This window comes from Terriglobales bacterium (assembly GCA_035573675.1).
Taxonomy (GTDB): Bacteria; Acidobacteriota; Terriglobia; order Terriglobales; family Acidobacteriaceae; genus DATMAB01.
Map to the genome: position 1 here is coordinate 1 of DATMAB010000025.1, position 25,919 is coordinate 25,919.

Below are 25,919 nucleotides of genomic sequence, written 5' to 3' on the forward strand. Positions count from 1 at the left end.
CATCCTGCCGCCACTACTGGGTACTGAGTACTGGGTACTGGGTACTCACTGAGAACCGAGAACTGAGAACTGGATATGTTCGAATTTCCCCAATCCTTCGACACGGCCCGCAGCCAGGCCATGGCCCGCGTGGCGGAATCGATGCTGCGCGCCCTTGGCGGCAGCGCCATCACCGTGCGCCTGCCGCAGAACGTCGCGCAGGAGAACGCCGACCTCGGCCTGGCCTCGCCCGTCACCGAAGACGTCGTGCTCACGCCCGCTGTAGTGCGTTCCGTGCCCGCCGCCCGTGGCGAGATCGGCCTGCGGGTGGAGCTCGTGGTCTCCGCTGCTTCGGTCGCCGAACAGGCGGCCGCGCGCAACCTCGCGTCACCCGACGCCCTGCTCGAGAACGCCATCGGCATCGTGCACGACGACAAGCTGCTGCGCGTCCGCAGCGTCGACATCCACTCCTTTGCCGACGACCCGGCCTTCTACCGCATCACCGCAACGGAGTAACCATCGATTCAGGATGTGATGGCTTCTAGCTAGAGGCTAGAAGCTACTAGCTAGTAGCCAACAGAGAAGAGCCAAAAGCCAAAAGCCATGCAATTCGCCAAAGACACCTTCTACGTCACCCTCCGCGACCGCCTGGCCGCGCTCAATCCGTCCCGCACCGTGTTTCTCGATGGCGTCAGTCGCCCCGCGGTGATCGTCGCCGAAAACGAGCCCGCCAACACCGCCGGCGCGTTGCTCGACGCCTTCTACCTGGTGTGGGGCGCAGTGCGGGTAGTGGAAAGTGCGGCGCGTGCTCTTCGCCCCCTTCTGGCGCTCGACTGCGCCATCGTCTACCGCACCCGCGGCACTGAGGAGATGAGCGGCGTGGATCGCGGCCGCACCCTGGCGGCGCTCGACACCGAGCTCCTGCGCATCTTCTCGCCTCACTCCGTGCCCAAACGCGATTACACGCAGGCGACCCCGGCCGAACTCGGCACCAGCGTCTTCTGGCTTCCGCCCCAACTGGCCGAGCCGGTCAACGTCGGCGGCGAACTGCGCCGCACCGCCCGCACCACCGTCTATTTCTTCCCTGAGGCTGACCTCGCATGAGCACCACGCCCCTGCGTCCGCCGCTTTCGCCCATCGCGCGACGCGTCCGCGCCTACTTTGCTCCCGTTGACCGCAACAGCTCCATCCCGGCCATCTTCGATCCCGCCCTCGACGCCGGCTTCCCGCTCGACGCCCCGCCCGCCCCCTGGCTCGACGTCGGTTGGATCGAGAACTTCCGCCGCTCACCCGGTACCGAAGTTCTGCCCGTGCGTGCCGGTGCAAAGGGAACCACCGCGTCTCAGTTCCGCGCCCGGCTCGAAGCCCGCGTCGAGTTCGACTTCCTCGACTGGGGCAAGCTGCAGATGGCGCTGGCCGGCGGCTCTGAGCACTTCAACGTGCTCGACCCCGATCCCAACGCGCCACGCACGCCCTCCGGCGCCAAGGGAATTCCCGCCGTCGCTCTCCAGCCCGGCTCCACCGCCACGGAGATCATCGTCGGATCCGGTGCGGTCGCCGCTTTCGCTCCCGGCGACGTCATTGTCGTCGACCTCGACTACGTCAACCAGACCGGATACGTCGGTGCCGCCATCGCCGGTGCGTTCGTGCGCAATCCCGCCGACGTCTCCGGCGACGTCGATTTCATCCGCCGTGCTTCCTTCAACCTGGGCAAGGTCGCTTCCACCACCGCGACTTCGCTCCTCCTGGTTCAGCCGCTTCTGGGCGGCACGCCTCCGGTCAATGCCAAAGTGCAGAAGGTCATCGCTTTCGTGGATCGTGAGGCCGGTAGCTTCTTCCAGGAGTGGTCGGCGCTGTTCATTCTGCCCGCCGAGTCGGGAGGCCGCGTCTGCTTCCACTATCCGTTCCTCCAGCCCGCGGCGTCCGCGCGCGAGACTTCTTTCACCGTCGCCGGGCCGCTGGAGTCGTTTGCGCTGCACGCCGCCTTCACCGCCCGTCCTCTCGGCGACCCGATCGATGCCGAGCGCGTGCTCTGTTACCGAACCTTCTACCCACCGCCCGCTGCCCCTTTGTATTAGCAGCCGACTCACTGGACACTCCCCGTCGTTCGGAAAACGAAAAGCGGAAAGCGGAGAGCAGAAATCGATTGGCATCGGCCAAGAGCCAATAGCCAAAAGCCAGCAGCCAGCAGCTAGGAGCCAGGAGCTTGTTTCTCACCATCGACAACCTCGACGGCGCCGGCCCTCGTGAATACACCGCGTCTCTCGACGCCACGGTTGCGCCCACGATCGAGCGCCGCCTCAACCGCCCGTCCGCGCTGCGACTCACCCTGGTTGCCGAGACGCCGGTCTTCATCGTTCCGTTGAGCGGGAGCCGCATCATCCTGGGCCGCGCCGACGGCACCAAGCTTTTCACCGGCTATCTCACCCAGGAGCCCGCGCACGAGTATCTCGGCTGGGGTGAGCGCGGGCCCGTCTATCGCTACGTCATCGTGGCTCAGGGCGACGAGTTCATTCTCGACCGCAAGCGCCTGCCCTCGCGCGCGCCCTTCATCGACCGCACCGCAGGCGCCGTTCTCACGCAACTGGCTGAGGACGCGCTCCCCGGCGCCTTCGATACCAGCGCCGTGCAGGATGTCGTGACCCTGCACTCCTTCTCTGCCAGCCCCAGCCGGCCCTGGTCGGCACACGCCGCCGAACTCGCTCGGCTCGCCCGCGCCGTATGGCGCGCCCATGACGGTGCGCTCACGTTCCAGCCTGTCGGCGCAGTGACGCATGCCATTGACGAATCGAGCAGCAGCTTCACGCCGGAAGGCCTTCGCCTGTCTGCCGCCGCCCCCATCCTGAACGACGTCACGGTCGTCGGCCGCGTCGAGCCGCGCCCCCTGGTCAAGGACTACTTCCTGGGCGACGGGCTCACGCTCCGCTTCCAGCTCTCGCACACGCCCTTCACGCGCCGCAACGCGGTCATCCTCGAGGAGGAGTACAAGAGCGGCGCGCTCGACCCGCTGCTGTGGAACGTCACCGATCCCGCTTCCGCCTTCAGCATCTCCGCCGGCAAGCTCAACGTCGAAGGAGGCGCCGGCGCCGATGGCGCAACTCGCCTCGAATTCGTCGAACCGATTGAGCTTGGCGGTGCGCTGCTGCTCCAGCACGGTGAAGCCACCTTCACCGCGCCCACCGACGCCGTCCTGGGCGGGCTCTACTCCGCATCGGTATCCATCGCCACCTGCTTCGCCGGTTTCCGCGTGACGCCTTCCGCCGGCCAGTCACAGATTCAGGCGCTCGTCAACGGCGTAGCCACCGGCCCGGCCATCACGACTGCCGCCGGTCACGGCTACTCGCTCACCACCCGGCTCTACGCCACGCAACCGTTCCGCACCCAGTCGTTGTTTCATTCTTCGACCCATCCGGCAGGCAGCGGACGCGGCGGCGCCTCGCTCGCCGCCGGCGTACGCGTCGTCCTCGAAGTGCACGACGTCGATCCCGCCAGCCCCGGTTCGCTGGCAGCCCCATCCACCGTGCTCTATGATGCCGTGATCGGCGCCGCTCCGGCGTATGTGACCTACGCGCCGGTGAACGCGCTCAGCGCCCACTGCAAGCTGTCGTTCACGCGCGTCGCGCGCGCCGTCGGCACGGAGATCCGCAGTGTGATCCCTGCGCAATCGTTCCGCACACGTCTGGTGGGCCCGGTGGCCGAAGGTGCGGAATGCATCGTGCTCGAATCCAACGAGCTCCTGTTCCACTCCCAGTACGTTCCCGTCGCCAACGAGGAGATCGTGGTGCGCTACCGGGGCCGTGGGCGCGCCCAGGCGCGGGTCACCGATCCTGCTAGCATCGCCGCGCTGGCCCGGGGCACGGATGACGGCGTGCGCGCCGCCGCTGTGCGCGTGCTCGATCCGCCGCCCCGCACCGCCGCCGACTGCGAAAACGCTGCCCTTGCCGTGCTCGACGATTCCACGCAACCCGCCCGGGCCGGCGAGTACGAAGTGTGGAGCGACATTCTCCCCGGCCTTACCGCGACCGACGTTTTTCCGGGTGACGCTGTCACCGTCAACGTCCCCGCGCAGTCCGCGAACTTCAGCGCCATCGTGCGGGAAGTCGATGTCGAGGCCGTCGATCTTGTCAACGAACGCTGCCGTTATCGCATCGCCTTCGCCAACGATGCCGCCGCGCCCCTTGGCCTCACGCTGGCTGACTCCCCGCTGCGCGACCTGCCGGAAGACGCGCTCACCATCTCCAACGCCGGCACTACGTTCATCGCTGACCTTCCCGACGCTGAAATCACTGCCATTACCTCCACCACCGTCACCATCGACGCCGGCGTCGCTCCGCCGCCCGGCGGCGGATTCGAAGTCCGACGCAGCGACTTCGGCTGGGGCCCGGAGAACGATCGCAACCTCGTCGGCCGCTTCACCACGCAGTCGTTCACCGTCACTCGGGTCACGCGCGTAGTGGACTTTTTCGTCCGCCAGTTCGACAACTCTTCGCCGCCCCGCTACTCCCGCTACTCCACCGCCCTGCACGTGGATTACCCGCTGTAGGACGGCCGCCAGCAATCGGCCATCAGCACTAGAAGCTCTCACAAATGCCGGGTTCGGTTGGGTTCGTTTCAGGGCACGACTTCAGCCGTGCCAAAAAGTCGCGGAAATCATGGGCTTTAGCCCCTGACGCCAAAGCCCGAAGGCCCTCTGCATTTATGAAGTGGCTACCAGGCATCTTGGGCATTGCCCTGGAAACTCGACGCTCAGTACTCGACCTCGATGTTCGGATAACACCGGAACGCTCGGGTCTCTGCGTCTCAGTCCGCCGAAGGCGGACGGCAAGTCGATAGCCCAGGGCGTAAGCCCTGGGTCAGCGGGCACAAATGAAGAATGAGCCCTGTAGGGGCGACACCATGACTGAATTTGAAAGACAAGTCCTCGCCGACCTCGCCGTCCTCAAGGAGCAGATGCGTTCCCTGGTCGGCAACGGACAGCCCGGACGCCTGCGCTGCCTCGAAGAGCGCGTCGAGCGTCACGAAGCCCTTGCCCAACGCGCCGGCGGTGTCGGCGCACTTCTCGCGACTCTGCTCACCCTCTTCCACGCCGGCATCGACTACCTGCGCCTCAAACACTAGCGACGCCACGCGCCGTCCTTCCAACTGAGTACTGGCCACTGGCCACTGAACACCGACCACTGACAACTGGAGGTCTTTCCATGATCTTCCTCGCCAAGCTTCTGCGCGGCATCTCTTTCATTCCCATGATTGTCCAGGGGATCGAAGCAGTCCTGGGCGGCCGCCCCGGCGCCGAAAAGAAAGAATCCGCGCTCGATTTCATTGCTGCCGCAATCTCGATGGCCGAATACGTCAGCTCGCGGGAGATTGCCGACCAGGAGAAGTTCCGCGACGGCCTCAGCAAGATCGTCGACGGCGTCGTGCAATGCCTGAACGCTTCCGCCTGGGCCAAGAGCCGCTAAGACACGAACGGCAGGCCTTTCGGCCTGCCGCTTCACGCTCTTCTGACAACTGGCAACCGGCAACCGACAACTTCCGTCAGTAGATGTCCTCGTTCCACTCCTCGAGGTACTTCTTCACCTGGGCCATGAACTTGTCGGCCACGGCGCCGTCGATCACCCGATGGTCATAGCCCAGCACCAGGTGGACGATCGAACGGATGGCGATGGAGTCGTTCCCACTCTCGTCGGTCACCACCACCGGCGCCTTGAAGATGCCGCCCACGCCCATGATGGCCACGTTCGGCTGGTTGATGATGGGCAGCCCAAACAGCGCCCCGAACTGTCCCGGGTTGGTGATGGTAAAGGTCGCTCCCTGCACGTCCTCCGGCGTCAGCTTCTTCGATCGCGCGCGCTCGCCCAGGTCGGTGATGGCCCGCTGCAGCCCCAGGAAGTTGCGCTCCTCGGCGTTCTTCACCACCGGCACGATCAGCCCCCAGTCCAGCGCCACCGCAATCCCCACGTTGATGTTGCGATGGTAGTGGATGTTCTCGCCCTCCACCGACGAGTTGATGATCGGCCAGTCGCGGATGGCGCTGATCGCCGCCCGCACGAAGAACGGCATGAACGTCAGCCGGCTTCCGGTGCGCTGCTCGAAGTTCTTCTTCTCTCGCTCGCGCAGTTTCACGATGCGGGTCAGGTCGACCTCGTAGACGCAGTGCACGTGCGCGCTGGTGCGCCGCGACTGGATCATGTGCTCGGCGATCTTCTTGCGCATCGCCGTCATGGGCACGATTTCGCCCGGCACCACCGCCGGCGCGCGCATGGGCGCGGGCGCCGCCGGGGCTGCCGCAGGAGCTGCTGCGGCTTGAGCTACCGCCGCACGCGCCGGGGCCGCTGCTGCCCCGCCGCGCCCGATGAACGCCTGGATGTCTTCCTTGGTGATGCGTCCCTCGAGTCCCGTACCCGGCACCTGGCGCAGGTCGATGCCGTGCTCCTTGGCCATCTTGCGCACCAGCGGCGACGACCGTATGCGCTCTCCCTCTTCGTGCGCCACCGCCGCCGGCATCTCCACCACCGGCGCGCGCGCCGGCTCGGCCTTCGGAGGCGCGACCTTGGGGGCGACTTCTGCCGCCTTCGCCGCCTCGGCCGGTTCGGCTTTCGCCGCCTCCGCTTTCGCTGGCACTGCCTCCGCTTTTGCCGGCGCGGCCTTGGCGGGCGCCGGCACAGCGGCTCCCGCGCCGTCCGCGTCAATCACGGCCACCACCGTGTTCACCTGCACCGTGGTGCCTTCCTGCACCTTGATCTCCTTGAGCACGCCGCTCGCCGGCGCCGGGATCTCGGCGTCCACCTTGTCGGTCGAGATCTCGAACAGCGGCTCGTCGCGCTGCACCTTCTCGCCCGGCTTCTTCAGCCACTTGGTCAGCGTGCCTTCGAATATCGATTCCCCCATCTGGGGCATGATCACATCGGTCGGCATGATCTCCTTCCAGAGGCTCCTTGGATCAGTTCGGCCCGAACCTTAAGATTATAGGAGTGGCTCACCCTCCAACTGAAAGTGAGTTTTCAACCTCCTTGTCTTCAATAGCTTGCAGCTACCTAAAACTTGACAGCGAATGCACAGGTGGCTATCCTTGTATTGGAATTATCCCCCCTGCTTCTTCGGGAGCAGGGCGCGAGGCCGGGCCCCATTGGGTTCCGGCCTCTGCTTCTTATGCGGTTCCGCACGATTGTTTATGTCGACGGCTCTCGACAGGGAGCAGGCCTTGCGAGGCGGCAATAGGAGGGCGCCCAAGCGCGTGGCCTACGCAATCCCCCGCCCGCGCCGCTTGAAGAACTGCACCTGCCGTTCCCGCTTCAGCGCCTCCTCGCGCGTCTTGTACGGCCCGCCCAATCTCCGCCGCGGCTTCGACAAAGAGTAGAGTACGTATCCCTTGGGCGTCTTCTTGATCATAGTCCTCAGCGTGCTCGGCAATCTCGGCGGTGAATCAATAGGTTTTCAACCGCCGCGCCTCGCGCACTACGTCCGCCACCTTGGGCAGGAACACTTCCTCGAGCGGCGGCGAGAACGGCACCGGCGTGTCCAGAGCCGCGATGCGTACCACCGGCCCGTCCAGGTCGTCGAAGCACTCTTCGTGGATCACCGCCGTCACCTCGCCCGCAATTCCGCCTGTCTTCGTGTCCTCGTGCAGGATGATGGCCCTGCTGGTCTTGCGCACCGTCGCGGCAATTGCCTCGCGATCCAGCGGCGCGAGCGTCCGCAGGTCGAGCACCTCGACGTCGATCCCTTCTTTCGCCAGGATCTCGGCCGCCTCCAGCGCCACATGCAGCATCGCGGCGTAGGTGATGATGCTCAGGTCGCCGCCCCCGCGCGCCACACGCGCCTTGCCCAGCGGTACCGTGTACTCCTCTTCCGGCAGCTCTTCCTTGATGCGCCGGTAGAGGTACTTGTGTTCCAGGAAGATCACCGGATTGTTATCGCGCACCGCACTCTTGATCAGCCCCTTGGCGTCGTACGCCGTGCCCGGCGCAACGACCTTCAGCCCTGGCGTGTGCACGAAGTACATCTCCGGGTTCTGCGAGTGGAACGGACCGCCGTGCACGTTCCCGCCGCACGGCCCGCGCAGCACCACCGGCGCCGGCGCGCCCCAGCGGTAGTGCGATTTGGCCAGCATGTTGGTGATCTGGTTGAACGCGCAGACGATGAAGTCAATGAACTGGAACTCCACCACCGGCCGCATCCCGGTGAGCGCCGCGCCGAACGCCGCGCCCACGATGGCCGACTCGGCGATGGGCGTATCGATCACCCGCTCCGCGCCGAAGTGATGGATGAAGCCGTCCGTCACCTTGAACGCCCCGCCGTAGATGCCGATGTCCTCCCCGATGCAGAACACCGCCGGGTCGCGCTCCATCTCCTCCCAAAGTCCCTGGCGGATGGCTTCGAGATAGGTAACAGTCGGCATCCCTAAAGCGGCCTCACGCTCACTTCCTTGAAGTACACGGTCGATTCGCGCCCGTGGTTCTGCAGACCCACGTATCCGGCTTCAGGCCGCGGCCCACGCTCCGGCTCCCAATCTTCTTCCGTTCGGGGACAGGGCCCGAAGGATCGAACTCGGTCACGCGAATCCTGTTCAGGTCGACCACAATGCGCGGGCCCGTCAACGTAATCTCCATGACGTTCCACTCGCCGGCGGGCTTGGCCGCTCCGCCTTTCGCGGGAGCCAGGGAATAGATTGCGCCGGTCCGGTGCAGTTCGTCTTCGGCATCCTGTATTTGCACCTCGTAACCATGGTGCACGGCGTACCAGGGATTGGCGGGCTGCTCGGCGATTCGCACAAACACCCCCGAGTTCGAGGCGCGAGCCGTGGTCCGATACACCACGCGAATCACGCAGTTGCCCAGCTTTTCGCGCGTGTACCACAAGAGGCCCATCCCGCCTTCCGTGCGAAGAAGACCTCCCTCCACCATGAATCGTCCTGCTCCCACGTGCTGCCAGCCATCCAGATCCTGTCCGTTGAACAAGGGGCGGAACTCCTTTTCCGCCACGGCTGGGCTCGCAGTCATAAGAACCGTCAACAACAACAGAAGCTGATACCTGGCACTCATTCTGTCCGCGGGCTAACGCAAATGCACCGCCGCCTCCGACTCCTTCGGCTTGCCTTCGTCCTTCCTCTGCGCCACCTTCACCGGCCCATACTTCAGCTTGATCTCGTGGCAGCCTTCTTCACAGTAGACGCCGGTCGCGGCCGTCTCCGGCTTGGGCATCGGTGAAGCCACTGCAGCTTCGCGATCGGCTTCCAGCTCTTTCTCCACGTCGTCAATCAGCTTCTTGTTCTCCGCCGGTGTTAGCCACTTCTTCTCCAACAGATATTTCTCGAAGCGCGCAATGGGATCGCGCTTGCGCCAGAACTCGAACAATTCCCTGGGGACGTATCCGGCGGCGTCGTGGATGGCATGGCCCTTCATGCGCATCATCTTGGCCTCGATCAGCGTCGGACCCTCGCCGCGGCGGGCGCGCTCACAGGCCTCGTGCGCCGCGTCATACACCTGGCAGGCGTCGGTCCCGTCTACGATCACTCCCGGCACCCCGTATCCCGGCGCGCGCGTCGCCAGGTCTTCCACCGCGAATTGCATTTCCGTCGGCGTCGAATATGCCCACAGGTTGTTTTCCACGATCAGCACCAGCCCCAGCTTCTGGACGGCGGCGAAGTTCAGTCCTTCATGGAACACGCCGGTGGATTGGCCTCCGTCGCCGATGTAGGTCATTACCGCGATGTTCCGCCCCTGCATGCGCGCGCCCAGCGCCACACCCGCCAGCACCGGGATCAGGTCGCCCAGCATGGAGATGGGCGCGCACACGTTGCGCTCCTTGATGTCTCCGAAGTGCGACGACGCATCCCGGCCCTTGGTCGGCGAGCCCGCCCGCGCCATGTACTGCATCATGATGTCGCGCGCCGGAAAGCCCTTCACCAGCAGCGACCCCTGATTGCGGATCATGGGCGCCAGCCAGTCTTCCTTGCGCAGCGCGTAGGCGGAAGCGCACGAACAAGCCTCCTGTCCCAGCCCGAAGTACACGCCGCCCACCACCTGGCCCTGCTTGTAGAGATTCTCCAGCGCCTGTTCCATCCTGCGGTTGAGCAGCATCCAGCGATAGATCTCGACGCACTGCTGCTTGCTGAGGTACTTCGACTCGCGGATCGGCGGCACGGGCGCGTCCAGCTTCCCGCGCACTTCGTACCGCACCTCGCCGTCGCGCACCACCTCGACCACGCGGAAGGAAGGCTTCTCGAGCCGCAAATCAACAATGGCCTGCGCGTTTCTCACCGCCGGAGCCGGTGCGGGTCTTGCGCCGTCCTTCGCTTGCCTCGGAATCTTGTTGTGCCTGTTCTTCATCTCACGCCCAGGTCTCTTCGCTCTCGCCCCGCAGCCTGCGGATCTCCTCCGGCGCCCGCATGGGCACGCCCATCGGCCGTCCTGGGAGTTCGTCGAGCGTCTTCACCCACTGCATTTCGCCGGCGAACACTTCACCGCACCGCCGCGCCACTGCTTCTGCGACCTCATCGAGCGAAACTGCCTTGTCCAGCTCCTTCGCCATGGAGGTCACCGGCTTCTGAACGATGCCGCAGGGCACGATCAGCTCAAAATCGCTCAAGTCGGTATTCACGTTGAGCGCAAACCCGTGCGACGTCACCCCGCGCGAAATGTGCACGCCGATCGCCGCGATCTTGCCTTGTGCCCGGTCTTTCTCCGTGTCTCCGTGTCTCCCTGGTGAATCCGCCCTTGTCCAAACGCCTGTCATGCCCGCCACGCGCTCGGCCGCGATGCCGAAGTCGGCGCATGTGCGGATCAGCACCTCCTCCAGCCGCCGCACGAATTCCACCGCGCCGATGGGAGGCGTGAAGCCGCGCAGGTCGAAGATGGGATATCCCACAAGCTGTCCCGGTCCGTGATAGGTCACGTCGCCGCCGCGATCACATTCGAAGACCTCGACGCCTCGCGTTGCAAGCTCCTCCGGCGCCGCGATAACGTTGGCGGCTTTCGCGTTGCGCCCCAGGGTGATCACCCGGGGATGCTCCAACAGCAGCAGGACGTCCCCGATTTCGCCGCGCTTGCGCCGTTCTATCAGGGAGCGCTGCAGCTCGAGCGCCGTGCCGTACTCCACTGTCCCGAGTTGGACCACAGAAATCAAAAGTTGATCGCCACTCCCTGCACCGCATTGAATGCATCGCCCATCCCCTCAGAGAGCGTCGGATGCGCGTGGATGGTGAACATCAGGTCGTCCACCGTGCCTTCCAGTTCCAGCACCGCCACCGATTCCGCGATCAGCTCCGTCGCCGACGGCCCGATGATGTGCACGCCCAGGATCTCGCCGTACTTCGCCTCCGAGACCACCTTGATGAACCCTTCGTGCGAGCCCACGATGCTGGCCTTGGAGTTCGCCGTGAACGGGAACTTGCCCACTTTGACCTGGTATCCAGCCTGCCTCGCGGCAGCTTCGGTCAGCCCTACACTCCCGATCTGCGGTTCGCAGTACGTGCAGTTGGGGATGCGCTCGCGCCGCACCGGACGCGCCGGCTTCGCCGCGATGCGCGCCACCGCTACGATGCCCTCCATCATCCCCGCGTGCGCCAGTTGCGGCAGTCCGGCCACGATGTCGCCCACCGCGTACACGCCCGGCTCGGCAGTCTCCATCCACTCGTTCACGTGGATGTATCCTCGCTCGCTCTTGACTTTGGTCTTCTCCAGACCGATGCCCTCCGTGCGCGGCGCCCGCCCCACTGCGATCAGGATCTTCTCCGCCTCGATCTTCTGCGGCTTGCCGTCCCTTCCGGTGATGCTCACCGCCACGCCGGCCTTCGTCTTCTCGACCTTTTCGACCTTGGCGCCGGTATGGCTCTTGATGCCTTTCTTGTTGAACGACCGCAGCAGTTCCTTGGAGACCTCCTCGTCCTCGAGCGGCACCAGCCGCGGCAGCATTTCCAGGATGGTCACGTCGCTCTCGAATGAGCGATAGATGGAAGCAAATTCCACACCCACTGCACCTGCGCCCACCACGATTAGCGATTTGGGAATCGCCTCCAGGCTGAGGATCTCGATATTCGTCAGCACTCGGTCATCCGCCTTCAACCCGGGCAGCATGCGCGCCTCGGAACCCGTCGCCACGATGACGTTCTCTGCCTTCACCGTCGTGGCCGTGCCCTTGCCGTCCGTCGGCGTCACTTCCACCGTCAGGATTCCGTCTTTGCGCGGCCCGGTCAGCCTCCCGAATCCGCCGGCCACTGTGACCTTGTTCTTGCGCATCAGATAGTCCAGGCCCTTGGTGTGCTTGGCGACGATCTTGTTTTTGCGTTCCTGCACCGCCGCCCAGTTGATCCTGGGATTGGTGACGCCTTCGATGCCGAATTCCTTGGCGGCCTTCAGATGGTCGTAGATTTCGGCATTGAAGAGCAGTGCCTTCGTGGGAATGCAGCCCACCTGCAGGCAGGTGCCGCCCAGTTTGGCGTCCTTTTCGATCAGGCAGGTCTTCAGGCCCCACTGGCCGGCGCGGATGGCGGCCGTGTATCCGCCCGGCCCCGCACCCAGGATGGCCACATCGAAGATGGTTTCAGCCAAGTTCGCGCTCCCGCTCTCGGAGATGGCTACGCGCTCGATTGTATTCGAGCCCCGCGCAGGGAGGCGAGTTTCCGACCTACCGCGCCACTTCGCTCATCAGCGCCAGCAGGTTGCCCTCGGAATCGCGGAACGAGCACAGCCACAGGTCGAACTTCTCTAGCTTCGCCACCAGGATGGGCGCTTCCTCCACTTGCACCTTCCGTTCCACCAGGGCGGCATGGGCCTTCTGGATGTCGGGGACTTTGAAATAGATGATGGAGCTGGGATGGTCGAACTCCTTCTTATCCGGCACCGCCAGCATCAGGCGGATGCCATCGCAGTCGAAGAACGCCAGCGTCCCGGCAGGGAAGAGGAATTTCATGCCCAGCACGTCGCGATAGAATGCCACCGCCCGGTTCAGGTCGTAGGCGGTCACGCTGATCTGGCCGATCTGGGAGAGCGCGAGTTCCGTCGTCATGGTTGAAGCCTCCTTGCGGGCCATCTGCAATGTAGTTAGCATAGCTAACTAAATGCTGCGGCGCAAGCCAAAAATCGCACCCCCCAGGGAAGGGACGCGCCGGGTCGTGGCCGACCGCCTGCACTCCGCCGCCATCCGCCTGCTCCGCCGGCTGCGCGCCCAGGACCGCGCCGCCGGCATCGGCCCCGCCCAGCTCTCGGCGCTCTCGGTGCTGGTCTTCGGCGGGCCGTGTTCCCTCAAGCAGCTGGCGGAGGCCGAGCAGGTGCGGCCTCCCACCATGAGCCGCATCGCGGCCGGGTTGCGCCGCGCCGGCCTGGTGCGCGCGGAAGCCGTCGGCGCCGACCGCCGCAAGCTCCGACTGGTCCCCACGGCCAAGGGGATCCAGGTCATGCAGCAGGGCCGCCGCCGCCGCGTCCAGCAGCTCGCCCGCGCCCTGCGGACATTTCCAGAGAACAAAGTCCGCCGCCTCGGGCATGCCGCGGAAACTATCTTTGAACTGGTGCGGCGACTCTGATAACGACAAGTGGAAGGCTGACTCGGGCGCCTGATTCTGGTGGGCGAGCGGGGCTGGGTAGGTCGGGCCTTTAGGCCCGACTCGCGAAGCGATCCCGCGTCAGCAGCGGACTCTCCCGACAGAGGGCGTTAGCCCTGGGTACTGCAGCTGCCCAGCTTCCGGGCCGCATCCTTGGCGTGATAGGTCAGGATCACGTCCGCACCCGCCCGCCGGATGGCGGTGAGCGACTCCAGGATCACGCGCTCCCGATCGATCCACCCGTTGCGCGCCGCCGCTTCGATCATGGCGTATTCGCCGGAAACCTGGTACGCCGCCAGGGGCGCGTCGAAGCGCTCCCGAGCTTCGCGGATCACATCCAGGTAAGGCAGCGCCGGCTTGACCATGATCATGTCGGCGCCTTCCTCCAGGTCGAGTTCGATCTCACGCATCGCCTCGCGCCGGTTCGCCGGATCCATCTGGTACGACCGTCGGTCGCCGAACTGGGGCGCTGAGTCCGCCGCCTCGCGGAACGGCCCATAGAACGCCGACGCGAACTTCGCCGCATAAGAAAGGATGGGAGTATTCCCGAAGCCGGCCGCGTCCAACCCCTTACGGATTGCAGCCACGCGCCCATCCATCATGTCCGAAGGGGCCACGATATCGATCCCCGCCTCGGTGAGCGAGACTGCCGTCCGCGCCAGCAGCTCCAGGGTCTCATCATTGACGATTTCATACGCTCCGCCCACGCCGGTACGCACGATCCCGCAGTGCCCGTGGGACATGTACTCGCACAGGCAGACATCGCCAATGAGGAGCAGTTCGGGCACCTCCTTCTTGATGGCTCGGGCCGCCTGCTGCACGATGCCGTCCTCGGCCCACGCCCCGGTGGCCACTTCGTCTTTGGTTTCCGGCAGCCCGAACAGGATCAACGCACCGATCCCCAGCCCGTGCGCCTGCCGCGCTTCCTCCACGGTCTGGTCCACTGAGAGGTTGAAGACTCCCGGCATGGAGCGCACTTCCTTGCGCACTCCCTTTCCCGGACATACGAACAGCGGATACACCAGGCATTGGGGGGAAAGCCGCGTCTCGCGCACCAGCTCCCGCAGCCTCTCCGTCTGCCGGAGCCGCCGCATGCGGGTTTCGGGGAAGGCCATAGGAGGCGAATTCTAGCAGACCCCTCCCTATGCCTCTCCGGCGTGTCCACCCCCTTGGGGGCACAACCGGCGCTAGTAGCGGATTTGGTCCGGGTACTTCCGTAACTTGTCCTTTTTCATGCCGGAGCTAGAATCGGCACAAGTGTGGTTATGACCCTCTCCCGCAGACGGTACTGGTTGGCCATCACCGGCTTCATCATCCTGGTCCACCTCATGGTGTCTCTGGGCGTGAAGTGGGGCCACCTCGAACGCCAGTACTGGCTCACCGCCTTCGGCAACCTTCTGCAGACCGCGCTGCTGGCCGCCGTGCTGGCTGCCATGCTGCTGAACGTCATCGGCACCCGCGGGCGCCGGCGCGCCTTCTGGAGCCTGATGGCCCTCGGTTCCGGCCTCTGGCTTACCGCCCAGCTGCTTTGGACCTGGTATGAGATTGTCCGTCGCACCGAGGTGCCCAATCCCTTTGTGGCCGATGTTGTGGTTTTCCTGCACATCGTCCCCATGATGGGCGCGCTCGCCGTGCGTCCTCATCTGCCCGGCAGCCAGAGCCGGCAGCGGTTGGGCTATATCGACTTCCTGCTGCTGCTGTTGTGGTGGCTCTACCTCTATCTGATCCTCGTCATTCCCTGGCAGTATGTGAAATTCGACGAAGCCCTTTACGGTTTCAGTTTCAATCTGCTCTATGACGTTGAAAAACTTGTCCTCACGGTCGGCGCCGGCTGGCTCTGGCTGACCACTCAAGGGATGTGGAAGCGCGTCTACGGCCACCTGTTCGGTGCCACGGCGCTCTATGAGTTGGGCTCACACTGGGTCAACATCGCTATTGACGCCAAGGCCTACTACACCGGAAGCCTCTACGACGTCCCGCTGGTGGCCTCCATGGCCTGGTTCGTTTGGATCGGGCTTCTGGCTCAAAAGCTTGCTCCCGGCGTTCCCGCGGAAGAAGAGGGGCGCCATCAGGCCATGTGGCCGGCCAAGCTGGCGATGGGAGCGGTCTTCTCCATCCCCCTGCTGATTTTCTGGAGCGTTTTCATCAGCACCGCGCCCCAAATGGTCCGCGATTTCCGCCTCCTGGTCTCCCTGGGCGCCTTCGTGGTTTTCTGCTTGCTGGTCTTTTGGCGCCAGCACACGCTGGATCGTGAGCTCTTGCGCCTGCTGCGCACCTCCGAAGAATCACTCGCCCGACAGAAAATGTTGCAGGACGAGCTGGTCCGTTCTGCCAAGCTGGCGGCCATGGGCCAGTTGGTGGCCGGCGCGGCGCACGAGATCAACAATCCCCTCACCGCCATCCTGGGCTACGCCGATCTGCTCGAATCCAATCCTGCCCTCAGCGAGCAGGAGCGCAGCCTGGCCGACAAGATCCGCCGCCAGGCCCGCCGCACCCGCGAGCTGGTCAGCAACCTCATCAGCTTCGCGCGCCAGTCGCCGGCGGAGAAAAAACGGGTGGACGTGAACGCCGCCATCGCCAGCGCCGTCAAGATGCGCCAGTCTCAGCTCGCCAAGCAGAACATCGTCCTCGAGATGCATCTCAAGTCCGAGCTTCCCGCGGTGATGGCCGATGAGAGCCACCTCTTTCAGGTGTTTTCCCACCTCATCAATAACGCTGCGGACGCCATGGCAGCCGGCGGCGGAGGACCGCTTACCATCCGCACCTCCCGCGACGGCAAGGACGTCGTGATGGAATTCAGCGATGCCGGTCCCGGAGTCGCGGATCCCCAGCGCGTCTTCGACCCCTTCTACACCACCAAGCCTGTGGGAAAGGGAACCGGCCTCGGCCTGAGCGCCGCCTACGGCATCGTGGCCGAGCATGGCGGCCAGATCGTCTGCGCCAACCGTCCCCAAGGCGGAGCTACGTTCATCGTTCGACTGCCCGCTGCGCCGGACGTTGCTCCGCCTCCGGCCGCCGCGGCCGGTGCCGCGAACCGCGCTCCCGTCACCCACTGACGCGGCTGCGATACCATGAAGCCGGCCGCCATGCCCCCTGCGCCGATCCTCCATACCAGCGCCCGCGTCCTCGAATTTGACTCGCTGCGCGAGATTCTGCTCGCCTACGCCGCGTCTTCCCTGGGCCGCCGGCGGTTGGAAACCCTCGCGCCGGCCTCGGACCCTGCCTGGATCGAGCGCCAGCAGCATCTCACCGCCGAGATTCGGCAGTTCCTGCATGCAGGGGGTCGCTTCGATTTCTCCGGCCTCACGGATCCGGAACCGCAGCTCGAGCGCGCCCGCATCGAAGGCGTAGCCCTTGAACCGGCCGAGATCGTCTCCGTCGTCACGCTCGCCGATCGCGCTGCGCAATGGCGTGACCTGGCGCTTCATCCGCCGGCCGCCCTCGAAGGCGCATGGGATGAAGTCGCAGTGTTATCGGCCGGCATCGCCGACTTCGGCGACTTCCTTCGTTTCTTCAAGAGCAAGATTCTCCCGGACGGCACCCTCGATGACCGTGCTTCGCCCGACCTGGCCCGTATCCGCCGCGAGGTCGAAAAACAGAAGCGCCACATCCAGGATTCTCTCCGCGTCTACCTGCGCCGGCTGGCCGAAGGCGGCGCCTTGCAGGAGGAACTCGTCACCATTCGCGGGGAGCGCTTTGTCATCCCGGTCCGCGTGGAGCAGAAGCGCAGGGTTTCCGGCGTGGTGCACGGCGCAAGTTCCAGCGGCCAGACCGTCTTCATCGAGCCGCTCGAGACCATCGAGCAGAACAACGAACTGGTCCGCCTGCTGGAGGAAGAACAGGCCGAGGTCCGGCGCATCCTGCTGGAGATGAGCCGGCGCATCGCCGCCCAGGCTGTGGCCATCTCTGCCGCCGCGGAGGTGCTGGCCGAACTCGAACTGCAATTCATCAAGGCTCGCTTTGCCGCGGAGTACCACTGTGTTCCGGTCCGCTTCGGCACAGGCAGCCTGATCCTGGAACAGGCCCGGCACCCGGTGCTCGAGCGCAGCTTGCGGCTGCACGACGCTCAGGTCGTGCCCATCAGCCTGCGACTCGGCGAGGACCATCGTCAGCTCGTCATCAGCGGCCCCAACACCGGCGGCAAGACCGTCGCCCTGAAGACAATCGGACTCCTTGCGTTGATGGCACAGGCGGGCATCCCTGTGCCCGCGACAGACGCTGAATTTCCTGTCTTCGACGCCGTGCTGGCCGACATTGGCGACTACCAGTCCATCGAGCAGAATCTTTCGACCTTCTCCGCTCATGTGACCAACATCGAGTTCATCTCGCGCACCGCCACGCCGCACTCGTTGGTGCTGCTCGACGAACTCGGCTCCGCCACCGACCCGCAGGAAGGCGCCGCCCTCGCCGTCGCCATCGCCGACCACTTCCGTCGCCTGGGAGCGCTGTGCGTCGTTTCCACCCACCACACCTCGCTCAAGGTCTATGCTGCGAACACGGAGGGCGTGCTCAACGCCGCCGTCGGCTTCGACGAAAAGACGCTGCGTCCCACCTACGAGCTGCGTCTCGGCGTGCCCGGTGCTTCCGCCGGCATCAACATTGCGCAGCGCCTCGGTCTGAACGCGGAGATCATTGCTGCCGCCCGCGCCCGCCTCGGCTCGGACGCCCAGGACGTCGCCCGCTTTCTTGACCGCCTCCACGAAGAACTGCGTCAGGCGGAAGAAGAACGCGCTCGCCTCGCCCGCCAGGAGGAAGAAGTCGCCCGCGAGCGCTCGCGCCTGGCCGCTCGTGGCATGGACGAGCAGCGCGCCAGGGTCCGCGAGCTGGAGAAAAAGCTGGAAGGACTGCTGCGCGATTTCGAATACCGAATCCGCGAGACCCTCTCCGCTGTCCAGGACCGCGCCGCTTCGGTCAAGCTCTCGAAAGACGCCGACCGCCGCCTCGCCCGCCTGCGCCGCGAGTTCCGCGAGCAGTTCGATTCCGCCGTGGTCGCCCACTCCACCGGCGCCGACCGCGGCGACCCGCACGCCCAGCCGGCGCTGGTCCGCAACGTCGCCGAGGGCGATACCGTCAAGCTCAAGTCGCTCGGCCGCTCGGGCATCGTCCGCCGCCAGCTCGACTCCGACACGTTCGAGATCGAGGTCGGGGCCATGAAGATGCGCATCCCGCGCAGCGACATTGCCGAAGTCGCCGCCCGCGCTGCCGAATCGCCCGTCAAAGCCGCGCGCGCCCGCGGCATCGCCGTCTCGCTCTCCGAGGAAGATGCCGGAACGCCGACTGAACTCAACGTCATCGGCGAGACCGTGGACGAAGCCACCCGCCGCGTAGAAAAGTTCCTCGACCGCGCTTTTCTCGCCGGCCTTCCGCGCGTGCGCATCGTGCACGGTAGCGGTATGGGCGTCCTGCGCAAGGCCTTGCGCAAGTACCTCGAGCAGCACCCGCACGTGGCTTCCATCGCCGAACCCCCGCAGAACGAGGGTGGGGCAGGTGCGACCGTCGTGGAGTTACGAGTGTAGATACGCCTTGCGTTCGCAGTACAGTGCCGTTGACCTTCGAGCGCTGACCGATCCTTTGCTGCTGCAATGACGCAGCGCCAAAGGGCTCCTGTCGCGCTCTTCGCGGCTTCAAGCGCGACAAACGTGGCGCCGGGCGCTTCGCCGGCTGTCGCGCGGGCACCTTGCCCGCGAAATCGTCCTAACCCCTCAACGCCCCCTCCACATCCGCCAGCAGATCATCCACGTGCTCCAGCCCCATCGAGAACCGCAAGAGGTTCGCCGGGGTCTTGCTGTCCGGCGGCTCGACGCTCTTGCGGTGGTCCACGTTGGAATGCACGCCGCCCAGGCTGGTGGCGCGCGTAATCAGTTTCAACCGCGCTGCGAACGCCAGCGCCTCTTTGGCCCCGCCCTTGATCTGCACCGAGACCAGCCCGCCGAACCCGCCCTTCATCTGTTTGGCCGCGATGGCGTGTCCGGGATGGCTCTTCAATCCCGGATAACGCACCCGCTCTACTGCCGGCTGCTTCTCCAGGAACTCGGCGATCCGCAGCGCACTCTGCGCCTGGGCGCGGACTCGATAGGGCAGCGTCTGGATGCTGCGCAGCAGCAGCCAGCAGTCGAACGCCGAGGGCACTCCGCCGCCGCTCTGTTGCATCTTGCGCACGGCGGCGAACAGCGGGTGCCCTGCCTCGTGTGCCACAATCGCTCCGCCGGTCAAGTCGCTGTGGCCGCCAAGGTACTTCGTCGTCGAATGCAAGACCAGGTCGACACCGAATGCCAGTGGATTCTGCAAAACCGGCGACGCCAGCGTGCTGTCGCACACCACAACCGCTCCCGCCTCATGCGCGATGCTGGCCGCCGCTTCGATATCCGTTATGCACAGCAGCGGGTTGGACGGCGTCTCGATCCAAACCAGTCGCGTGTTGGGCCGCAACGCCTTGCGGATCTGCTCCGCGTCGGTCATATCCACGAACGAGGACTCCAGGCCCCAATCCTTGAAGGTGCCCCGCAGGAAGAGCCCGGTTTCGTAAAAGACATCCTGCGGCGCGATCACATGATCGCCCGGCCGCAGGCTCTGCAGCACCGCCATGCTCGCGGCCTGCCCGGAGGAGAAGGCCGCCGCGTCCGCGCCTCCTTCCAGCGCTGCCAGGCACTCTTCCAGCGCTTGCCGGTTGGGGTTCTCGTCCCGTGCGTACAGGTAACCGCTCAGCCTGCCGCCGTCCTCACCGCGCTCGTACACGGTCGAGAGATAGATAGGAGTGGCCACCGCCCGGAACTGCGATTCGATCTTGCGTCCGGCATGCACTGCTTGTGTCTCGATTTTCATGGCGCCTCCACTGTTGCGGCTTCCCGGGTCTGCGTCAAGCCCCATCGGCCGGTTGGCATCGCATGTCTGCGGCGGGAGCCTATAAGATGTCAGCGGCATCCCATCGGACGCCGTGGGAAGGCAACATGACCCAACAGGAACTGGACGAAAAGCTGGCCGCTGTCGAGCGCGGCCCCTCCCTCATCGCAGCTGCCGTGGCCGGCCTTGACGACGCCACCCTGCGCTTTAAGCCCGCACCCGGCAAGTGGTGCATTCTGGAGATTCTCGGCCACCTGGCCGACATCGAAGTGCTCTATGGCTACCGTATGCGCCAGATGATCGCGGACAAAGAGCCCGTCATCGCGCCCGTTGATCAGGACGATTGGGCTCGCAACCTGGGCTATCTGGAGGCCACCCCGGCGGAACTGCTGGACGCCTACCAGGCCGCCCGCCGGGCCAACCTCCGCCTGCTGCGCCGGCTCCGCCCCGCCGACCTGGAGAAGGGCGCCTTTCATCCCGAGCGCGGCGGCAAGGTCACGCTGGCCGAGCTTCTCGGCATGATGGCTGGCCACGACCCTAACCACCTGGCCCAGATTGAACGCTTGAAGCGAGAGGCGGGTAAGTAGATTCGTATCTCCCAAGAAGAAGACAACAGTCTATTGACAGGGGGACATTCACCCCCTTACAATGCTGCAAGCATATGAGTGCTCGGGCTAAGGCAACGCGGCCGAAGGTTTCCACGACCGTGGCGCCGGAGACCTTCGCCTACCTGCAGTCTTTGGTCAAGGGGGGACAAGCCGCCAGCATGGCTGAAGCTCTCGACCTTACGGTCGCGCAGCTCCGCGAGCAGGAGCGGCGCATTCAACTTGAAGCCGCTACTGCGGCCTACTATGACTCGCTTTCGGAAGAGGAAGCCGCCGAGCAGAAAGCCTGGGGTGAGTTCGCCGGGAGCGCTCTCGTGCAGGACGAGGACTGAGCATGCCCTTCTTGCGAACGCCTGCGCGCGGCGAGATCTGGTTTGTTCAGTTGCACACCGATCCGCCCGAAAAAGGGCGGCGTCCGGTCGTGGTGATTTCCCTCGATGCGCGCAATCGCAATCCGCATGCCAGCACCGTGCTCGTAGTACCACTGTCTACGACGCCCGCGCGTGCTCCCAGCCACGTCGAGTTACCCCCAGGAGAGACCGGCCTGAGCGAGCTTTCCACCGCCCGAGCGGAAGACATCAGTTGCGTTCCGAAGGCGTGGCTCGTCGAGCCTCGCTCCGCTCTGCGCAGGTTGGGCGAGAATCGTTTAAGGGAAATCGCCGCCGGTGTGCAGCTTGCCCTAGGGTTTCCGTCGGTCGGTTACTAGCGACCGGGGTGCTGTTATCCACAGCACGCTTGGCTAGAATGCGTTTCGCAACCGTGTGCATCCGCGTCGATCCGCGGTCAGAAACAGCAGCCCATGCCTAACCCCGGCTCCCTCGCCGACACCGTCAAGCAGCAGGCGGATATCGTTCGCGTCGTCGGCGAGTACGTGAAGCTCAAGAAATCCGGGGCGCAGAACTACACCGGCCTCTGCCCCTTTCATAAGGAGAAGACACCCTCGTTCTCCGTCCACGCCACGCGCCAGTTCTACCATTGCTTCGGCTGCGGCGCCTCCGGCGACGTTTTCAGCTTCGTGCAGAAGGTGGAGAACATTACCTTCCCGGAGGCCGTGCGCGCCGTAGCGCAGAAGGCCGGCGTTCCCCTGCCCAAAGCTTCCTTCAGCGGGCCGGGCGAAGCCCGCGACGCCAAGCTGCGCGCCACCCTGCTCGACCTCCACGACCGCGCCTGCGCGTTCTTTCAAGATCAGCTCCGCCGTCCCGAAGGGACCGCCGCGCGTGAATATCTGGCTGGCCGCGGGCTGACCGAGGAGACCATCCGCGCCTTCCGTATCGGTTTCGCCCCCGATTCCGGCTTCCTCCTGCGCGACTATTTCAAAGGCGTTTCCGATGAGGAAGCCCTGCGCGCCTCCGGCCTGTTCGCGTGGAAATCGGAAGGGGCGTCGCCCGTGATGTACTCGCGTTTCCGCAACCGTGTGATGTTTCCCATCGCCAACGAAGCCGGGAAGATCGTCGCCTTCACCGGTCGTACGCTGGCTACCGACGAGCGCTCCGGACCCAAGTATCTCAACTCGCCGGAAACGCCCATCTATTCCAAATCGCGCGTGCTGTTCAACCTCGACCGCGCCCGCGAGGCCATCCGCAAACTCGACTACGCCATCCTGGTCGAAGGCCAGATGGATTGCATCGCCGTCGACGCCGCCGGCTTCCACAACGTCATCGCCAGTTCCGGTACGGCTTTTACGGAAGCGCAGGTCCGGTTGCTGGCCCGTTTCACCCGCAACCTGGTGGTCAATTTCGATCCCGATACCGCCGGCGCTGCAGCCGCCGAGCGTTCACTCGCCCTGCTGGTCGCCGAAGACTTCCACGTCAAAGTTTTGACCCTTGAGCCTGGTCTCGATCCCGACCTGTTCCTCCGCCGCCGTGGCCGCGAGGCTTACGCTCGCGCCCTGCGTGAGTCGCAGAAATATTTCGACTACCTGATCGAGCGCGCCCGTGCCTCATTCCCCGTCCGCACGCCGGAAGGCAAGGTGCAGGCCGTGACCTTTTTGCTGCCGCACATTCACCGCGTCCCCAGCCGCATCGCTCGCGACGAGCTGGCGCAGGAGATCGCCCAGAAGCTGGGCATAGATTCCGCTGTCCTGCGCGAGGAACTTCGCCACGCGGCCGCCACCCGCACCGCCACGGTGCGTCCCGCGGCCGAGCCGCAGGTCACCGATGCCGAGCGCATCCTCATCCGCGCCCTTGCTTCCGGCGGCCAACTTCCCGTCGAGCCCGGCGGTAACCCTGTTTCTGAGCCTGCCGAGCAGCTTGATCCCGCGCGCCAGGCGCGCTTTGCGCTTTCAACCGAGGGCCTGCATGAAGGTCTGGCCTCCGAATCCCTGCTGGAGTTGTTGCTGCAGAAGGAAGAGGACGCCGACGCCCTGGCTCTCCCGCTCTCCGATTCCGATCGCAGCCTGCTGGCCGCCATCCTGATGGACGAGCGCGAGGAACTGACGCCCGAGCTTCTGGAGGGGGCCATCGAGGCCCTCCGCCGCCGCCACCTGGAGCGCCGCCGACGCCAGCTCAAGGCTGAGATCGCCGAGGCCGAGCGCCGCAGCGACTCCGCCACGCTTAGCCGCTTGCTTCAGGAAAAAGTGGATATCGACCGCGTCCTCGCCACCCACTGACACGGCGTATCAAAACCAGGGCTAACACCCCCTTTTTCTGTCACTTGAAGGAATCTAAACCACCTTCTGGCGCGTCTAATGGTGTAAGACCAAGGCGGTTGCCCCGTATCCCCAGAAGAGGCGGCAGGAGGGCGCGTAGTAGGCGCGTTCAGTTTTGTGCTAACATGATTGGGTTTCGTGTTTTCTCCGCGGCGACTCCATCTTCCCGGCAGTTCCTTGGTAACCGCTGTGCCCCGGCACGGGTGTCGCCGGGCACGGAATGAGGATTGACTGCTTTGGCTCTCGACGACAAGTTCGACGATATCAAGAAGCTGATCGACGCTGGCAAGGAGAAGGGCTACCTCACCTACAGTGAGGTCAACGACCTGATCCCCCACGACGTCCATTCGCCTGAGGACCTCGACGACCTGCTCACTACCATCGGTACGCAGGGCATCGACGTGCTCGACCAGCCCAAGCTCCCCAGCTCGGAGCTGGAGAAGAAGTTCGAGCAGGAGCTGGAAGGCGGCGAGGACGTCGAGCTCGATCTCACTCCGGGCGCGCTGGAAAAGACCAACGATCCGGTGCGCATGTACCTGCGCGAGATGGGCACCGTCCCCCTGCTCACCCGTGAAGGCGAGGTGGAGATCGCCAAGCGCATCGAGCGCGGCCAGCTCCGCGTGCTCAAGGCCCTTTCCCGCTCTCCCATCGTCATCCGCGAAGTCCTCTCCATCGGGGAGGACCTGCGCAAGGGCGTGCGCAGCATCAAGGAGATCGTCACCTTCGCCGACGAAGAGGAGATCACTGAGGAGATCCTGCTCAACCGCATCAAGGCCGTGCTGCGCCAAGTGGAGGACCTGCAAAAGCACTACAAGCGCGCTCAGCAGCTCTATGAGCGGCTGCAGAAAGTTTCCTTCAAGAAGAAGCCGCGGCTTTACGTGCGGGTGCGTGGCAAGCTGGCCCGCGAGATCGTCCTGATCTCGCTCATCATCCGCCACTTCGGCTTCACCAACCAGGAGCGCAAGCGGCTCATCGAGCGCGTCAACAAGACCGTGGACGTCATGCGCTCGCTCGATCGCCAGGTTTCCAGCCTGGAAAAGAAGATCGACGCCACCCGCAGCGAGGAACTCAAGAAGGAATACCGACGCACCCAGCGACAGAGCCGCAGCGATCTGGAGCGTCTCGAGCTGGAAGCCGGCGTCACCTTCCACGAGCTGCGCCGCACCCAGCGCGAGATCATCCAGGGCGAAATGGACGCCGAGCAGGCCAAGCGCGAGCTCATCGAGGCCAACCTGCGCCTGGTCGTCTCCATCGCCAAGAAGTACACCAACCGCGGCTTGCAGTTCCTCGACCTCATCCAGGAAGGCAACATCGGCCTGATGAAGGCCGTGGACAAGTTCGAATACCGCCGCGGCTACAAGTTCTCGACCTACGCCACCTGGTGGATTCGCCAGGCGATCACCCGCGCCATCGCCGACCAGGCCCGCACCATCCGCATCCCGGTGCACATGATCGAGACCATCAACAAGCTCATCCGCACCTCCCGGCAACTGGTGCAGGAGCTCGGCCGCGAACCCACCTCGGAAGAGATCGCCAAGCGCATGGATATCCCTGTAGCCAAGGTGCGCAAGGTGCTCAAGATCGCCCAGGAGCCCATCTCGCTCGAGACCCCCATCGGCGAGGAAGAGGATTCGCACCTTGGCGACTTCATCGAGGACCGTGCCGTCATTTCGCCCGCCGAGGCTGTGATTAACGTCAATCTCAAGGAGCAGACCGCCCAGGTGCTGCGCACCCTGACTCCCCGCGAGGAGAAGGTCATCAAGATGCGCTTCGGACTTGAGGATGGCTCCGAACACACCCTCGAGGAAGTCGGCCAGTCCTTCGCCGTCACCCGCGAGCGCATCCGCCAGATCGAGGCCAAAGCCCTGCGCAAGCTTCGCCATCCCTCGCGCTCCCGCAAGCTGCGCGCTTTCATGGACGGCGTCCAGGAATAACTGCCTATGAGATTGTCATCCTGAGCGAGCGCCGCGACTGCTTTTCTGCCGTGCTTCTCCTTGGCGCGGTCGCGGCGCGACTCGAAGGATCTTGCGTTTGCTGTTCGAGCTCGCAAGGGTGGGGGGCACTTTTCCTCTCTCTTCCACAGCAAACCCGTGAACTTCACAGTTTCTTCACACCGTCGGCGCCGTTGGCTCTTGCCTCCAGCGTTCCCTGCGAGGCATCGTGGGCGCAACGACAGCGTGCGTAGCATTACGGCGCGTACTCACTGAGCAGCGCGTCCCCGGCCCGGTTCGATAGGGAACGGCCGAGGGCTTCGCACCAGACAGCCCGGCCTGTGCGGCTGGCGCAGGCCGGGTTTTTGTCGGCTGTCATC

The 25,919-nt window shown here is 64.9% G+C and carries 24 protein-coding genes; 14 read left to right on the forward strand and 10 right to left on the reverse strand.

Annotated features, from left to right (window positions below; all coding sequences use genetic code 11):
- Positions 1 to 75: 75 nt before the first annotated feature.
- The 6 genes from VNK82_11045 to VNK82_11070 all read left to right on the forward strand — a co-directional run bounded on the left by VNK82_11045 (position 76) and on the right by VNK82_11070 (position 5,438).
- Entirely contained in the window at positions 76 to 495 is a 420-nt protein-coding gene (locus VNK82_11045) for a hypothetical protein (GenBank protein ID HXE91489.1), read from the forward strand.
- An 87-nt stretch (positions 496 to 582) separates the two neighbouring features.
- Positions 583 to 1,083: a hypothetical protein gene (locus tag VNK82_11050; protein HXE91490.1), complete on the forward strand. Its 501-nt coding sequence runs from the start codon at positions 583 to 585 to the stop codon at positions 1,081 to 1,083.
- A complete protein-coding gene (locus tag VNK82_11055) occupies positions 1,080 to 2,057 on the forward strand; it encodes a hypothetical protein (GenBank protein HXE91491.1) in 978 nt (325 codons plus the stop codon). Before VNK82_11050 ends, VNK82_11055 begins: the two co-directional genes overlap by 4 nt.
- A 128-nt stretch (positions 2,058 to 2,185) precedes the next feature.
- Positions 2,186 to 4,522: a hypothetical protein gene (locus VNK82_11060; protein ID HXE91492.1), complete on the forward strand. Its 2,337-nt coding sequence runs from the start codon at positions 2,186 to 2,188 to the stop codon at positions 4,520 to 4,522.
- 353 nt (positions 4,523 to 4,875) lie between these two features.
- Entirely contained in the window at positions 4,876 to 5,097 is a 222-nt protein-coding gene (locus VNK82_11065) for a hypothetical protein (protein HXE91493.1), read from the forward strand.
- 80 nt (positions 5,098 to 5,177) lie between these two features.
- Complete coding sequence (locus tag VNK82_11070; GenBank protein ID HXE91494.1) at positions 5,178 to 5,438, forward strand: hypothetical protein; 261 nt, start codon at positions 5,178 to 5,180, stop codon at positions 5,436 to 5,438.
- A 76-nt stretch (positions 5,439 to 5,514) separates the two neighbouring features.
- Here VNK82_11070 and sucB read toward each other — a convergent pair whose 3' ends face one another.
- The 8 genes from sucB to VNK82_11110 all read right to left on the reverse strand — a co-directional run bounded on the left by sucB (position 5,515) and on the right by VNK82_11110 (position 12,984).
- Positions 5,515 to 6,894: a 2-oxoglutarate dehydrogenase, E2 component, dihydrolipoamide succinyltransferase gene (gene sucB / locus VNK82_11075; protein ID HXE91495.1), complete on the reverse strand. Its 1,380-nt coding sequence runs from the start codon at positions 6,892 to 6,894 to the stop codon at positions 5,515 to 5,517.
- Between the two features lie 324 nt (positions 6,895 to 7,218).
- Positions 7,219 to 7,368: a hypothetical protein gene (locus VNK82_11080; protein HXE91496.1), complete on the reverse strand. Its 150-nt coding sequence runs from the start codon at positions 7,366 to 7,368 to the stop codon at positions 7,219 to 7,221.
- A gap of 34 nt (positions 7,369 to 7,402) precedes the next feature.
- Entirely contained in the window at positions 7,403 to 8,377 is a 975-nt protein-coding gene (locus VNK82_11085; GenBank protein ID HXE91497.1) for an alpha-ketoacid dehydrogenase subunit beta, read from the reverse strand.
- A 19-nt stretch (positions 8,378 to 8,396) separates the two neighbouring features.
- The gene (locus VNK82_11090) at positions 8,397 to 8,978 is read right to left on the reverse strand and encodes a DUF1080 domain-containing protein (protein ID HXE91498.1); all 582 of its coding nucleotides are present in this window, start codon (positions 8,976 to 8,978) and stop codon (positions 8,397 to 8,399) included.
- 54 nt (positions 8,979 to 9,032) lie between these two features.
- A complete protein-coding gene (locus VNK82_11095) occupies positions 9,033 to 10,238 on the reverse strand; it encodes a thiamine pyrophosphate-dependent dehydrogenase E1 component subunit alpha (protein ID HXE91499.1) in 1,206 nt (401 codons plus the stop codon).
- A gap of 70 nt (positions 10,239 to 10,308) precedes the next feature.
- Positions 10,309 to 11,094, reverse strand: a complete 786-nt coding sequence (gene lipB, locus VNK82_11100) for a lipoyl(octanoyl) transferase LipB (protein HXE91500.1) — start codon at positions 11,092 to 11,094, stop codon at positions 10,309 to 10,311.
- 5 nt (positions 11,095 to 11,099) lie between these two features.
- Entirely contained in the window at positions 11,100 to 12,527 is a 1,428-nt protein-coding gene (gene lpdA, locus VNK82_11105; GenBank protein ID HXE91501.1) for a dihydrolipoyl dehydrogenase, read from the reverse strand.
- A gap of 76 nt (positions 12,528 to 12,603) precedes the next feature.
- Positions 12,604 to 12,984: a VOC family protein gene (locus tag VNK82_11110; protein ID HXE91502.1), complete on the reverse strand. Its 381-nt coding sequence runs from the start codon at positions 12,982 to 12,984 to the stop codon at positions 12,604 to 12,606.
- Between the two features lie 106 nt (positions 12,985 to 13,090).
- Between VNK82_11110 and VNK82_11115 the strand changes: the two genes are divergently transcribed.
- Complete coding sequence (locus tag VNK82_11115) at positions 13,091 to 13,498, forward strand: MarR family transcriptional regulator (protein ID HXE91503.1); 408 nt, start codon at positions 13,091 to 13,093, stop codon at positions 13,496 to 13,498.
- Between the two features lie 128 nt (positions 13,499 to 13,626).
- Here the strand turns inward: VNK82_11115 and hemB are convergent, their stop codons facing one another.
- Positions 13,627 to 14,631 (reverse strand): porphobilinogen synthase, encoded by a 1,005-nt coding sequence (gene hemB / locus VNK82_11120; protein HXE91504.1) that lies wholly within the window; start codon positions 14,629 to 14,631, stop codon positions 13,627 to 13,629.
- A gap of 150 nt (positions 14,632 to 14,781) precedes the next feature.
- Between hemB and VNK82_11125 the strand changes: the two genes are divergently transcribed.
- Together VNK82_11125 and VNK82_11130 are read left to right on the forward strand one after the other, a co-directional pair.
- Entirely contained in the window at positions 14,782 to 16,572 is a 1,791-nt protein-coding gene (locus tag VNK82_11125) for an ATP-binding protein (GenBank protein ID HXE91505.1), read from the forward strand.
- A gap of 30 nt (positions 16,573 to 16,602) precedes the next feature.
- Positions 16,603 to 19,032 (forward strand): endonuclease MutS2, encoded by a 2,430-nt coding sequence (locus VNK82_11130; GenBank protein HXE91506.1) that lies wholly within the window; start codon positions 16,603 to 16,605, stop codon positions 19,030 to 19,032.
- 178 nt (positions 19,033 to 19,210) lie between these two features.
- On the opposite strand, the gene VNK82_11135 is transcribed toward VNK82_11130, so the two are convergent.
- Positions 19,211 to 20,338 (reverse strand): aminotransferase class V-fold PLP-dependent enzyme, encoded by a 1,128-nt coding sequence (locus VNK82_11135; protein ID HXE91507.1) that lies wholly within the window; start codon positions 20,336 to 20,338, stop codon positions 19,211 to 19,213.
- A 125-nt stretch (positions 20,339 to 20,463) separates the two neighbouring features.
- Here VNK82_11135 and VNK82_11140 point away from each other — a divergent pair, with 125 nt between their 5' ends.
- The 5 genes from VNK82_11140 (at position 20,464) to rpoD (ending at position 25,542) form a co-directional block, all read left to right on the forward strand.
- A complete protein-coding gene (locus VNK82_11140; protein ID HXE91508.1) occupies positions 20,464 to 20,943 on the forward strand; it encodes a DinB family protein in 480 nt (159 codons plus the stop codon).
- Positions 20,944 to 21,017: 74 nt separating this feature from the next.
- Positions 21,018 to 21,293 (forward strand): hypothetical protein, encoded by a 276-nt coding sequence (locus VNK82_11145; GenBank protein HXE91509.1) that lies wholly within the window; start codon positions 21,018 to 21,020, stop codon positions 21,291 to 21,293.
- Between the two features lie 2 nt (positions 21,294 to 21,295).
- Positions 21,296 to 21,667 (forward strand): type II toxin-antitoxin system PemK/MazF family toxin, encoded by a 372-nt coding sequence (locus VNK82_11150; protein ID HXE91510.1) that lies wholly within the window; start codon positions 21,296 to 21,298, stop codon positions 21,665 to 21,667.
- Between the two features lie 93 nt (positions 21,668 to 21,760).
- Positions 21,761 to 23,569, forward strand: a complete 1,809-nt coding sequence (dnaG, locus tag VNK82_11155) for a DNA primase (protein ID HXE91511.1) — start codon at positions 21,761 to 21,763, stop codon at positions 23,567 to 23,569.
- Positions 23,570 to 23,835: 266 nt separating this feature from the next.
- Positions 23,836 to 25,542, forward strand: coding sequence for an RNA polymerase sigma factor RpoD (rpoD, locus tag VNK82_11160; protein HXE91512.1), 1,707 nt, complete (start codon positions 23,836 to 23,838; stop codon positions 25,540 to 25,542).
- The last annotated feature ends 377 nt before the right edge of the window (positions 25,543 to 25,919 follow it).

What these genes read in the sequence shown, in the direction of transcription:
- hemB (HXE91504.1), bottom strand. Translation starts at nt 14,631, where the DNA reads ATGGCCTTCCCCGAAACCCGCATGCGGCGGCTCCGGCAGACGGAGAGG.
- VNK82_11110 (HXE91502.1), bottom strand. Translation starts at nt 12,984, where the DNA reads ATGACGACGGAACTCGCGCTCTCCCAGATCGGCCAGATCAGCGTGACC.
- VNK82_11050 (HXE91490.1), top strand. Translation starts at nt 583, where the DNA reads ATGCAATTCGCCAAAGACACCTTCTACGTCACCCTCCGCGACCGCCTG.
- VNK82_11070 (HXE91494.1), top strand. Translation starts at nt 5,178, where the DNA reads ATGATCTTCCTCGCCAAGCTTCTGCGCGGCATCTCTTTCATTCCCATG.
- VNK82_11135 (HXE91507.1), bottom strand. Translation starts at nt 20,338, where the DNA reads ATGAAAATCGAGACACAAGCAGTGCATGCCGGACGCAAGATCGAATCG.
- VNK82_11090 (HXE91498.1), bottom strand. Translation starts at nt 8,978, where the DNA reads ATGACTGCGAGCCCAGCCGTGGCGGAAAAGGAGTTCCGCCCCTTGTTC.
- VNK82_11065 (HXE91493.1), top strand. Translation starts at nt 4,876, where the DNA reads ATGACTGAATTTGAAAGACAAGTCCTCGCCGACCTCGCCGTCCTCAAG.
- VNK82_11140 (HXE91508.1), top strand. Translation starts at nt 20,464, where the DNA reads ATGACCCAACAGGAACTGGACGAAAAGCTGGCCGCTGTCGAGCGCGGC.
- VNK82_11125 (HXE91505.1), top strand. Translation starts at nt 14,782, where the DNA reads ATGACCCTCTCCCGCAGACGGTACTGGTTGGCCATCACCGGCTTCATC.
- VNK82_11145 (HXE91509.1), top strand. Translation starts at nt 21,018, where the DNA reads ATGAGTGCTCGGGCTAAGGCAACGCGGCCGAAGGTTTCCACGACCGTG.
- VNK82_11045 (HXE91489.1), top strand. Translation starts at nt 76, where the DNA reads ATGTTCGAATTTCCCCAATCCTTCGACACGGCCCGCAGCCAGGCCATG.
- dnaG (HXE91511.1), top strand. Translation starts at nt 21,761, where the DNA reads ATGCCTAACCCCGGCTCCCTCGCCGACACCGTCAAGCAGCAGGCGGAT.
- VNK82_11130 (HXE91506.1), top strand. Translation starts at nt 16,603, where the DNA reads ATGCCCCCTGCGCCGATCCTCCATACCAGCGCCCGCGTCCTCGAATTT.
- VNK82_11055 (HXE91491.1), top strand. Translation starts at nt 1,080, where the DNA reads ATGAGCACCACGCCCCTGCGTCCGCCGCTTTCGCCCATCGCGCGACGC.
- VNK82_11150 (HXE91510.1), top strand. Translation starts at nt 21,296, where the DNA reads ATGCCCTTCTTGCGAACGCCTGCGCGCGGCGAGATCTGGTTTGTTCAG.
- VNK82_11085 (HXE91497.1), bottom strand. Translation starts at nt 8,377, where the DNA reads ATGCCGACTGTTACCTATCTCGAAGCCATCCGCCAGGGACTTTGGGAG.
- sucB (HXE91495.1), bottom strand. Translation starts at nt 6,894, where the DNA reads ATGCCGACCGATGTGATCATGCCCCAGATGGGGGAATCGATATTCGAA.
- VNK82_11080 (HXE91496.1), bottom strand. Translation starts at nt 7,368, where the DNA reads ATGATCAAGAAGACGCCCAAGGGATACGTACTCTACTCTTTGTCGAAG.